The 12,386-nt window shown below is 36.3% G+C and carries 8 protein-coding genes; 2 read left to right on the forward strand and 6 right to left on the reverse strand.

Going from position 1 to position 12,386, the window contains the following annotated elements:
- Nucleotides 1-20 precede the first annotated feature (20 nt).
- Entirely contained in the window at nt 21-602 is a 582-nt protein-coding gene (locus AABM59_RS04820; RefSeq protein ID WP_338407844.1) for a tRNA-(ms[2]io[6]A)-hydroxylase, read from the reverse strand.
- Nucleotides 603-712: 110 nt separating this feature from the next.
- Between AABM59_RS04820 and AABM59_RS04825 the strand changes: the two genes are divergently transcribed.
- Nucleotides 713-1,957 (forward strand): glycosyltransferase, encoded by a 1,245-nt coding sequence (locus AABM59_RS04825; protein WP_338407845.1) that lies wholly within the window; start codon nt 713-715, stop codon nt 1,955-1,957.
- Nucleotides 1,958-2,053: 96 nt separating this feature from the next.
- Here AABM59_RS04825 and AABM59_RS04830 read toward each other — a convergent pair whose 3' ends face one another.
- The 5 genes from AABM59_RS04830 to porU all read right to left on the reverse strand — a co-directional run bounded on the left by AABM59_RS04830 (nt 2,054) and on the right by porU (nt 10,421).
- Nucleotides 2,054-3,670, reverse strand: coding sequence for a 2-oxo acid dehydrogenase subunit E2 (locus AABM59_RS04830; RefSeq protein ID WP_338407846.1), 1,617 nt, complete (start codon nt 3,668-3,670; stop codon nt 2,054-2,056).
- 7 nt (nt 3,671-3,677) lie between these two features.
- The gene (gene pdhA / locus AABM59_RS04835) at nt 3,678-4,676 is read right to left on the reverse strand and encodes a pyruvate dehydrogenase (acetyl-transferring) E1 component subunit alpha (protein WP_338407847.1); all 999 of its coding nucleotides are present in this window, start codon (nt 4,674-4,676) and stop codon (nt 3,678-3,680) included.
- Between the two features lie 145 nt (nt 4,677-4,821).
- Nucleotides 4,822-5,304: a cytidine deaminase gene (cdd, locus tag AABM59_RS04840; RefSeq protein ID WP_338407848.1), complete on the reverse strand. Its 483-nt coding sequence runs from the start codon at nt 5,302-5,304 to the stop codon at nt 4,822-4,824.
- A 72-nt stretch (nt 5,305-5,376) separates the two neighbouring features.
- A complete protein-coding gene (gene porV, locus AABM59_RS04845; protein ID WP_338407849.1) occupies nt 5,377-6,546 on the reverse strand; it encodes a type IX secretion system outer membrane channel protein PorV in 1,170 nt (389 codons plus the stop codon).
- A 38-nt stretch (nt 6,547-6,584) separates the two neighbouring features.
- A complete protein-coding gene (gene porU / locus AABM59_RS04850; protein WP_338407850.1) occupies nt 6,585-10,421 on the reverse strand; it encodes a type IX secretion system sortase PorU in 3,837 nt (1,278 codons plus the stop codon).
- A 214-nt stretch (nt 10,422-10,635) separates the two neighbouring features.
- Between porU and gldJ the strand changes: the two genes are divergently transcribed.
- On the forward strand, nt 10,636-12,345 hold the full coding sequence (gene gldJ / locus AABM59_RS04855) for a gliding motility lipoprotein GldJ (protein WP_338407851.1): 1,710 nt from the start codon (nt 10,636-10,638) through the stop codon (nt 12,343-12,345).
- Nucleotides 12,346-12,386: the final 41 nt, after the last annotated feature.

Below are 12,386 nucleotides of genomic sequence, written 5' to 3' on the forward strand. Positions count from 1 at the left end.
TGAAGTAAAAATAAAGATTCTTATCCGTGAACGGTTTCTTTTTTCCCGTAGTTTGTGATTAGTTCGCCTTCAAAATCAATCCATTCTTGCCAACGTTTGTCAACATCGACTTTCTCTGAATATTTTTTGGCGAAACGAAGAAATGTGGTATAATGTCCGGCTTCACTTATCATTAATTCTTTGTAAAATGCTGCTAATTCTTTGTCTTCAATGTTTTGGGACAATACTTTAAATCTTTCACAACTTCTGGCTTCAATCATTGCCGAGAACAGTAATCTATCCACAAAAGCATCGTTTCTGCTGCCGTCTTTTTTCAAAAACTTAAAAAGTTCGTTGACATAATGGTCTTTTCTTTCCCTCCCCAAGGTTAGACCACGTGCTTTAATTATGTTATGAACCATTTGGAAATGCTCAATTTCTTCTTTGGCAATTTCTAATAAATCAGTGACTAAATCAACGTGTTCTGAATTATAAGTGATTATTGTAATGATGTTCGTTGCCGCTTTTTGCTCACACCAAGCGTGATCGGTCAAGATTTCTTCGATGTTCGATTCAACGATATTTACCCATTTTGGGTCGGTGGCTAACTTTAATCCTAACATTTTCTATTTATTTATGAAGATGGAATGGTAAAAGTACCCTTTTTATTTGTTGAAGTATGGATTGATTTGCGATTTATTTTCCTTATTTTGCATCTTAAATAAGTAATTTTATGATTGTAAATCAGCGCGTTTTAATTCTTGGATTTGTTTGGCCAGAACCCAATTCTTCGGCAGCAGGAGGAAGGATGGTACAATTAATTTCTATTTTTAAGGAACGAGGTTTCGAGGTGACTTTTGCTAGTTCTGCATCGGATAGTGATTACATGGTTGATTTGGAATCTTTGGCTGTAGCCAAAAAATCGATTATCTTAAATTGTTCTAGTTTTGATGTTTTTGTGAAGGAATTAAATCCATCCATCGTTTTGTTTGATCGGTTTATGATGGAAGAGCAATATGGTTGGCGCGTTGCCGAAAATTGTCCCGATGCATTGCGATTGCTGGATACCGAAGATTTGCATTGTTTGCGTTTGGCACGCCAAAAGGCATTCAAGGAAAATAGACAATTCACCACCGAAGATTTATTGGTTGAAGATGTTGCCAAAAGGGAAATTGCCAGTATTTTGCGTTGTGATGTTTCCTTGATGATCTCCGAATATGAAATGGAATTGCTTCAATCCATTTTCAAAATCGATTCTAATTTATTATATTATTTACCTTTGCTGTTGGAGCCAATTAATGATTCAACCATTCAAAATCTGCCTTCTTTTGAAGAGCGAAATAACTTTGTTTTCATTGGAAACTTCCTTCACGAACCCAATTGGAATGCAGTTCAATATTTGAAAGAAACGATTTGGCCACTCATCAGAAAGCAAATGCCAGAAGCGTTTTTGCAAATTTATGGTGCTTATCCTTCTCAAAAAGTATTGCAATTGCATAAGCTGGCAGACGGTTTTCAGATTATGGGTCGTGCCGATGAGGCTCAAGAAGTGGTGCGAAATTCCCGAGTGGTTTTAGCTCCTTTACGTTTTGGCGCAGGAATAAAAGGAAAATTGGTCGAAGCCATGCAATTTGGAACGCCAAGTATTACCACAATTATTGGTGCCGAATCTATGTGTGGTGATTTGCCTTGGAATGGCTTTATTGCTGATGAACCTCAAGTTTTTTCTGATAAAGCAGTGGAATTGTATCAAGATGCAACCCTTTGGCGAAAAGCCCAAGAAAACGGTTTTGAAATTATAGAAAAACGCTATTTGAAATCCTTGTTTACAAATGATTTTGTCAATCATATTTTAAAAGTAAAATCTCATTTAAAACAACATAGATTGAGTAATTTTATGGGAACACTATTGCAACATCATACTTTGACGAGTACAAAATATATGTCGCGTTGGATTGAGGAGAAGAAGAAATTGTAGTTCACATACCTGACAGGTTTTTGAAATCTGTCAGGTATAGGAAAACAAAATCCCGATCATTTCTGAACGGGATTTCAAATATAAACTAAACAGTTATTAAGCCAGCATCGTTACTGGGTTTTCGATATATTGTTTTAAAGTTTGCATGAACTGTGCTCCGGTGGCACCGTCAATCGTTCTGTGATCGCAAGCTAGAGATAACATCATCGTATTTCCTACCACGATTTGTCCATTTTTCACAACCGGTTTTTCTACAATTGCTCCTACTGAAAGGATGGCAGAATTCGGTTGGTTGATGATAGAGTTGAATTCAGAAATCCCAAACATTCCAAGGTTAGAAATAGTAAAAGTACTTCCTTCCATTTCGTTAGGTAATAATTTTTTGTTTTTGGCTCTTCCCGCTAGATCTCTTACGCTTGCCCCAATTTGTGATAAACTCATACCATCCGTAAATGGTAATACAGGAACAACTAATCCGTCTTCAACGGCAACAGCAACACCAATATTCACGTGATAGTTGATGATGATAGATTCGGCAGTCCATTGCGAATTAATTTTTGGATGTTTTTTCAAAGCCATTGCGCTCGCTTTAACCACCATATCGTTAAATGATACTTTTGTATCCGGAACGCTATTGATGATGGTTCTTGATTTCATTGCTTCGTCCATAGTTACCTCAATTACTAAGTTGTAATGTGGTGCGGTAAACAATGATTCTGCCAATCGTTTCGCAATGATTTTACGCATTTGTGAATTCTTTATTTCTTCGGTTACAACTTGTCCAGCTGGAACATAAGGTTTTGCAGTAGCTTCCTGTTTAGCAGTTTCTGGCTCTTGACTCCTGGATTTTGGCTCTTGGCTTCCAACTTTAAAGTTTTCAACATCATTTTTTGTAATGCGTCCATTTTCTCCAGAACCCTTTACTTGCGCTAATTGAATTCCTTTTTCATCTGCAATCTTCTTTGCTAATGGAGAAGCTAAAACACGTTGACCGTCAGTTGCTTCTTCTTGAACAATAGACGCCGCTTGTATAGCTGACGAAGATTTTACTTCTTCAGTCGCAACAGCAGCAGTTTCGCCCGTTTTATAATTTTCGGCAATGCCGCTAATGTCAGTTCCTTCTGGTCCTATTATGGCCAAAAGACTGTCAACAATAGCAGATTCTCCTTCTTTAATTCCAATGTATAATAAGGTTCCTTCGTTGAAGGATTCGAATTCCATTGTTGCTTTATCGGTTTCGATTTCAGCAAGAATATCACCTTCGCCCACTTTATCACCTACTTTTTTCAACCAGGTCGCTACGGTTCCTTCGGCCATCGTGTCGCTCAAACGAGGCATAGTAACAATTATAACTCCTTTTGGCAAACTTGTTGAAGCCGCAACAGCTGTTTCTTCTTTTTTTACTTCTGTTGGTATTGGAGTTTCCTCTTTTGTTGCTGTTTCGTTTCCTGCTATTAATGCAGTAACATCTTCGCCTTCTTCTCCTATGATTGCCAATAAAGAATCAACTGTGGCAGTTTCTCCTTCAGGGATTCCAATGTATAAAAGTGTTCCTTCGTTGAAGGATTCGAATTCCATTGTTGCTTTATCGGTTTCAATTTCGGCAAGAATATCGCCTTCACTAATTTTGTCTCCTACTTTTTTTAGCCAAGTTGCTACCGTTCCTTCCGTCATAGTATCGCTTAAACGAGGCATATTAATTATTGTTGCCATAATTGATTTATAGTTTATGAGGGATAAATGGATAATTTTCTTGTTCGTACACTACGTCGTATAATTGTTGAATTTCAGGATATGGAGATTCTTCAGCAAATTTAACACATTCTTCAATTAAATCTTTTATCTTTTGATCGATTGCTTTAATCTCTTCTTCGGTAGCGTATTTCTGATCCTTTATTACGTCTAAAACTTGTGTAATTGGGTCGATTTTTTTGTATTCTTCTACTTCTTCTTTCGAACGGTATAATTGCGCATCCGACATAGAGTGTCCTCTATAACGATAGGTTTTCATTTCAAGAAATGTTGGTCCGCCACCGCTGCGTGCTCTTTCGATAGCTTCGTTCATTGCTTCAGCAACTTTAACAGGATTCATTCCATCTACTGGGCCACAAGGCATTTCATATCCTAGGCCCAGTTTCCAAATATCGGAATGATTTGCGGTTCTTTCGACAGAGGTTCCCATGGCATAACCATTATTTTCGACGATAAAAACTACCGGAAGATTCCACAACATTGCCATATTGAAGGCTTCATGCAAAGAACCTTGTCTTGATGCACCATCGCCAAAATAAGTCAACGTAACTCCGCCAGTTTCAAAATATTTATCGGCAAATGCCAATCCAGCTCCAAGTGGAATTTGTCCACCCACAATTCCGTGACCACCATAAAAGCGATGTTCTTTTGAGAAAATGTGCATCGAACCACCCATTCCTTTTGATGTTCCGGTTACTTTACCCATCAGTTCGGCCATTACACGTCTTGGATCTACGCCCATCCCAATGGGTTGTACGTGGTTTCTATAAGCGGTAATCATTTTGTCTTTTGTCAAGTCCATAGCGTGCAAAGCACCTGCTAATACGGCTTCTTGACCGTTATATAAGTGTAGAAATCCTCTGATTTTTTGTTGAATGTATAATGCAGCGAGTTTGTCTTCAAACTTTCTCCAAAGCAGCATGTCTTCATACCACTTTAAATAAACCTCTTTTGTAACTTCTTTCATTTGAATAATTTTTTTGCTAAAATGTTGTTGTGTTTGGTTTTTTAACCGACTCACGCAAAAATAGTTTCCTCTCCCCAAATTTGCAATGCAAAAATAAGACATTCCGAGTAAGCATTAAAACTTAAAGGGCAATTTTTGTTTTTATTTACAAGAACTTTTTGTCAAACATAAAAGGAAGAAGGTTTTTTAACGACTCCGATTTGTATATGGCGCCAATTTCGCCCATAAAATAAATTTCGATTGGCGTATCTTGTTTAATTTCATATTCGGCTATCGATTGTCTGCAAGAACCACAAGGAGGAATGGGTGCTTTAGTCGTATTTGTGTCTGAAGCTGCGGTAATCGCCATCAGTACTATTTTGGCTTCTGGATAAATTGATCCCGCTTGAAATATAGCCACTCTTTCAGCACAAAGCCCCGATGGATAAGCTGCGTTTTCTTGGTTTGAACCCAAAACGACTTTCCCGTTATCTAATAAAAGTGCTGCTCCAACTCTGAATTGTGAATAGGGTGCGTAAGCATTTTTTCTGACGGTGATAGCTTGTTCCATCAAATTTTGAACGTCATTTGGTAATTCCTGAACTGAATCAAAAACTGAAAACTGTGTAGTAATTGTTATATCTTTCATTCTTTTTATGGGAAAAAAAATCCAAATTTCGATGAAGTGAAATTTGGATTCAGTGTTATAAATTAATTCGGTTTAATACTCGTCATATTGGTCTCCAAAGTTAAACGTTAAAGAGAAACGCAAGGTGTTTTCCAAAGGGTTTTTTACTTTCGATGCGGAGAATAAATAGGAAACGTCAACTTTAACTACGTTATATTTGAAACCCGCTCCTAGAGATATAAATTGTCTAGCGCCTTTCATTGGGCTTTCATGAAAATATCCCAAACGCATAGCGAATGAATCTTGGTATAAGTATTCGGCACCTACGGAGTAAGTAAATTCTTTTAATTCTTCGCTGAAGCCTCCGGGAGCATCTCCGAAAGATTGAAAAACACCAGGAAGCCATCCAATAGAACGGTAATCGGTATTGTTTTGAGCTCTTTCTTCAGAAGAGATTGTTCCGTTTCCGTTTGAATCTGGGTTTTGTGGTGTTGGTACCAATAGTTTGTTGAACTCAAGATTTACGGCTACTTTATTGTAATCGTCAAGAATGAAATCAAATCCAGTTCCAATTTTTAAATTGGCAGGAAGAAAGTTATTGCTAAATTCAGTGTTGTCATAACTAATTTTTGGACCTAGATTTTGGATGTTAAATCCGGCTCTCCATCTTCCGTTAAATTCATTGTATGCTATTTCTTCTGATTGATAAAAACCAGCAACATCAATAGCAAAAGAGCTTGCTGGTGCGGCATCACCTGTATCTGTAGCTACTTTAAGGCTGGAGTGGATATATCTTGCACCAACAGCCATAGAAAATTTTTCGCTTAGTTTTAAAGAATAAGAACCATCAAAAGAAAATTCGTTTGGAGAGACTATCCTTGGAATTTCGTTTGGGTCTCCAGTTTCCCGTAATTCAATATTTCCCAAGCCAAAAAAGCGAAAACTTGATGCAAAAGCACTTCTTTCGTTTAACCTATTATAATAAGTAAGTTGTCCCAAAGAGATGTCGTTTACCAGGTCAGTTAGATAAGGGGTATAGCTTACCGAAAAACCTTGTTTGTCTATTGCAAAGGCATATTTTGCAGGATTCCATTGTTGAGAAAAAGCATCAGAGGAGGTTGCAACTCCTTGATCAGCCATACCAGCGGCTCTTGCATCGGCGGCTACCAATAAAAATGGAACTCCAGTAGTGATAACATTTTCTTGCGCATTTGTAAATGAAACACCAAATAAGAAGGTAATGAGTAATGCTATTTTTTTCATGAATTTATTGATATTGATAAAGCAAATATAGTGTTTTATTAAAGTATTACAAGTTTTTCAAACTTTTCAGTTTTTGTATTTGTCAAGTTCGATTTGACGGTCAGTTTATAGACATAGACTCCTTTTCCGATTTTATTTCCAAAATCATCTTTGCCGTCCCAAGTAATTTCTTTTGACAGAAATCCTTCATTACTAATGATTTGGTTTCGTGTCCAAACCACTTTTCCTGTTATCGTCATTACCTGAACCTGAACATCTAAGGGTTCGTAAGGTCTATTGTGTGTAAACCAAAACTCGGTATAATTGACAAATGGATTAGGATAATTTAATACATGTGTCAATGTAATCGACTCCTTTCCTATAACTATAAACTGAATTTCGGCAGTCACAGGGTTGTTGTAAACATCCCAAGCTTTGAAGGTGATAGTGTGCAAGCCTACGGCTAAATTTCGAAAAGGAAACCGTAGTGATCCCTTTGTAAAATTATCTAGATTAGTTTGATAATAATCATTTAATACATAAGGATTATTTACATCATCATCTAATATCGCAACCATGTCATGTCCTATCCCGCTTGCGGTGTTTATTCCGCTTTCGTCTTCAAGAATTGCCAATAAAAATGGGGATTCATTCGTGATGCCGCCCGAAACAAAAGTTTCATCGTTCATATATAACTTCACTTTTGGACTAATATTGTCTGCGACTGCATTTTCGTTAATTCCCCCCACTTTTATGCTTATATCATAACCGGCTTCATTTTGAAATAGTTGGTTTTTTTTGGAGTAAAAGCTAATTTTTCCGTTGGCCAACGGAATTCGAATGTCTCTTGGAACGACAAAGCTAAACTCAAACTGTCCATTTGTAACTGATGCGTTACCTCTGAATATGGTTTCTCCCAATGTGTTAAAATTTATCGAAGGACTATATCCATCATTATTTAATGTACTTCTTGAAATCGTTTTGTCGAAAATGGTTGTAGAAACTTCTCCGTTATAATTTGTTATTGGAATGTTATTTTCATCAGTTACTTCACCTGTTATTTTCATTTTTGCCAATGATTTAAAATCGTCGAAGGGTTCTGATATAGCTACATCATTTACTTTTGTTAGCCTTATTTTAGATTTAGGGATAGCAAGCATCAAGGCTGGGTCACCAATATAAAAGACTACATTGCTCGATGAATTTGGATTAGCGTTTTTTGCTAATCGCAAAGATTCTGCAATAGATCGATTGGGTTTTGGATCTACATCATAGGATAGTAGATATTTTGATAAAACATCATTAAAATTCTCGGCACTAAATTGTCCAATGGATCGAATGGTGGAGAGCATGGCAATGGCTCCTCCTTTTGGATTCCAGTAGGTGTATTCCCCTGCGGTTGGTTTGGACGGATTGTCGAACCTTGAAAAATCACAAGTTATGGTTATGAATAAGGGGTATTTATATTGATTAATCAAATTTTGACCGTCAGATTTTTCCCAAATACGTTCGCCTGAAAGGCCATCTTCGCCGCCATGTCCCAAATAATTAAGTATTAAAGCGCCTTTTTCAAACGCGCTAAATAAATCAGTTCTTGCTTTAGGATAACGAGCCCCGCCTGCCGATGCTTCTTGAACATAAGAATCTAATATTATTTTATTGGCGTTAAGAAATGGTTTTTCTTGAGTGATTTTATCTGCTAGACTATTTTGTCGGTTTTGTAATGTGGCGTCCGAAGCTCTATCTGAATCATCGCAAATCAACACAACATTATTTCTCCAGCTTCCATAAGACTTCAAATCATGGTATTCAATCACTTTATTGACCATTTCATCGGCTTGTTTTGCATCATTATTCAACATTCTTCCAACGGCGATGTCAATTCCGCCAAAAAACGAACCTATGTTTCCTTCGCTGGAATCCATTAATCCATAGAAATCATCAGAGGCAAAGGATGATTCGCCAACGGTATTGCTATTTAAGGTATGATATATAGGAACAATATTGGTGTTGTTTGGAATCCTGTTTTTGTAATCGTAGGATGCATCGCCAAAAAGATTGACGTATTTTAATTTTTTCTCGGGTGAGGAAGCATTTTCATAAATGTATTTGATGCAATTTCTGATGGCAGCAATATCTTGTTTTCCAGATGAAAATTCCTGATATATGGCTTCTAGAGGGATAACCTTGACATTTAAACTAGAATAGGAACGATGAAAGTCGGCTAATTTTTCAGCCTGAGCTGATAAAAAAGCAGGGGTGATAATTACATAATCTATGTCTTGAAATTGTCCTTGGGGGCTTTTGAAGAGTGTTCCTTTTAGGTTTTGGTTGGCAATTTTGGACTGACTATTTTTTAAAGGAGTAAAATAATCTGAGGGGTCAAGTACGACATATTTCCTGAGTTCGCCAAGGTTTGCTTTAAACGAAAAGGAAGCTTGATTTTGGTTTTCGATCTTGGTTGCATTTTGTAAATCGGTAACATCCCAAATCTGGGAAATCCCACTTGCATTTGAAACATCATAACTTACAATCCCTATACTGGAATTGGACAAATCATATTGAAATTGAAATTGTTTTCCATATCCTTGGAGTTTGCTTTTGGCGGTAAGCCTAATGTTATCGAGGTATCCTCTTGACCCAGGCACACCATTGTTGTCGTATGTTAATTTGATTTTAATGTTTTCAGAAGCGGGAAAACTGATGTTTGTTGGTAAAGAACCCGAGTTGAATTCAATGCCTGAATAAGCAACTAATGCTGGAAAATTAATTACGCCCAAATCTTGTCCGTTTGCCAAAACCTTGAACGAAGTGGTCGTGAATGCTACCGAAGAGGTGTTGACGAGTATTTTTACAGGTATTGCGGCTTCAATGTTTGGAAAATTAAATTCAAATTCCTGTTCCTGATTGATGTCAAAAGCTTCGCCAAACCATTGTCTTCCTGTGTGAGAAATATTTACAAGATCTAACTCATGGAATTGACGGCTGTCAAATGTATTTAATGTCAAAGTGCTGTTTTCTGTGGGTTGAATCATATTCTGGATTCTTTTTCCGTCACCTCCTTGCACAGTCACATAATAATAGGACTTCGTGTCGTATAAATTATTGTTGGTTTTGCTTTCTTCATTCCAAGTGTCAACTCCTTCGGCGTAAAATAAAATATAATCTTCATTATTGAAAATGCCATCGTTTTCGCCAATAATTTCAATGGCGTTTTCAGCTAAGTCTGACGGGTAGGGAATGTTGTTTGATAAGGGTAACATTCTACCACCATTTCCAAAAATCTTTATTTTTTTTGGATTAACGGTGCTTACATTAAGTCCCAATTGTTGTAAAAAACTTTTCGAAACTTTATAAACCCCTGATTTTTCTACATAAAATTGATACCAATCGCCGGATGCTAATACAGAATTGCTAATGACACTAGAAATTTCACTTGTTTTTGATATTCGGAACCTTCCGCTACTAAGACTATACGAAAAAGACTTGATTCTCTTGAATCCAAGTTTGTCCTTTATTATTGGAGAAAGAACTAAAAATGTTTGTTTTATGTCTCTTGATTCATTAACTTTTATTGATTTTTGAATCATTTTCGGTATATTTTCCCTGGACAAATCACCAAGTTGGGCATCTGAAACATCTTCATAAACCACGTTTGTAATTTGAAGAGAATTTTCGTCAATAGGGGCGGATTCTTCAAGGTTTAAAATATACGAAAGAGACTTTTTTGACGCATCATAACTATAACTGTTCCCGATAAATTGAGGCACATTAATTTTGAAATCGCCAAAAAACATTTCTTTTTTTTCAAGCCATTCTATAGTGACGGCCCCCTTATTTTGCGCAAAAGAAGCTAAAGGAATCAGGAGTATATAAATCAAAAATATTTTTTTCATCAGAATTTAAAACGTAGTTAACGGTAAATTATTACTAGAAGTAAAAATATATCATTTAGTGTAATTGTAAATAATAAAAAGTATAAATTTGCGTTTTTAATGTGTAATTTATTTTAGAGAATAAAGTTAGATATATTTAATAAAACTATGTGGTTGCAGTTTAATGGTTAATTGTTATATTGCACTACGGAAATCATCAACCTACCTTAAAAGTATGAAAGTAAACAAAATAATAGCTTTTCGATTAATGTTGTCAATGATGTTGATCATGGCTTTTGCCAGTTGCAGTAATAAAAAGTCTAGCTCGAAAAATTCTTCAAGTGCAACGGGCTGGAATGTTGACAGCAAAAAAGCTTTAGCAAATAATAAACAAGAAGCAGGACCGGGATTGGTTTTTGTAGAGGGAGGAACATTTACCATGGGTAAAGTTGAAGATGATGTTATGCATGATTGGAACAATACTCCAACGCAGCAACACGTGCAGTCCTTTTATATGGATGAAACAGAAGTCACCAATTCGATGTATTTAGAATACTTAAATTGGTTAAAAAAAGTGTTTCCTCCAACGGAAGAAAACTATAAAAACATTTATGAAGGAGCTTCCCCAGACACATTGGTTTGGAGAGACAGACTGGGTTATAATGAAACGATGACCAATAATTATTTAAGACATCCTTCGTATTCAAATTACCCAGTAGTAGGTGTAAATTGGATTCAGGCAGTTGAATTTAGTAAATGGAGAACAGAACGTGTAAACGAAGCTCTTTTGGAAAAAAACGGATTTCTTAAAAAGAATGCCAAAACAAATGACGTAACTGCTGAAAGTAATTTTGACACAGAAACCTATTTGAATTCACCTACATTGGCTTATGGCGGAAATGCAGATATTGTAATAGCCGGAGGGAAAAACGCTAAGAAAAACAAAAACACTAAAGTGGCTACAAAAGACCCTAAGAACAATAAGGTAATTGTAACTCAGCCAAGTTACGCAACTCGTTCTTCAGGAATAGTACTTCCAGAATATAGACTCCCTACCGAAGCTGAATGGGAATATGCGGCTGCAGCAGATGTTGGGCAAAGAGAATACAACATATATAAAGGTCAGAAAAAATACCCTTGGTCCGGAAGTTATACCCGTTCTGGAAAAAGACAAACCCAAGGCGATCAGCTAGCGAATTTTAAACAAGGAAATGGAGATTATGGAGGTATTGCAGGTTGGTCTGATGATGGCGCCGATATTACTAATGCTGTAAAAAGCTATCCAGCAAATGATTTTGGATTGTATGATATGGCTGGAAATGTAGCCGAATGGGTTATGGATGTATACCGACCAATTGTTGACAATGAAGCGAATGATTTTAATTATTTTAGAGGAAATCAATATACCAAAAATAAAATTGGTAAAGACGGAAAAATTGAAGTTGTAACAAAAGACAACATAAAATATGAAACTTTAAGTAACGGACGAATAATCGCAAGGAATTTTCCAGGTCAAATCGTCCAAGTTCCAGTTGATGACAAAGAAACTTATTTAAGACAAAATTTTGACAAGAGTGACAATACTAATTATAGAGATGGCGATATTCAATCATCAAAATATTTTAATTTTGCCGATTCAGAAAACGACAATAAAGGCGTTAAAGACGAAAGAACGATGTATAATTCTCCTATTCACCCCAATGTTACCACTGACAGTTTAGGAAACATGGTTCGAAAATACGATAAGTCAAACAAAAGAACGACTTTGATAAATAACAATGTTAGAGTTTACAAAGGAGGGTCTTGGAGAGACAGGGCTTACTGGTTAAACCCAGCGCAAAGACGCTATTTTCCTCAGGATATGGCCACTGATTATATTGGGTTTAGGTGTGCAATGTCAAAAGTAGGGCCAAAATTTGAAAAAAGAAAATCTGCAAGAAATTAATTTTTTTTAATAATTTAATAAAAGCCCTTTGATTAGGGCTT

The organism is uncultured Flavobacterium sp. (genome assembly GCF_963925185.1).
Lineage (GTDB): Bacteria > Bacteroidota > Bacteroidia > Flavobacteriales > Flavobacteriaceae > Flavobacterium.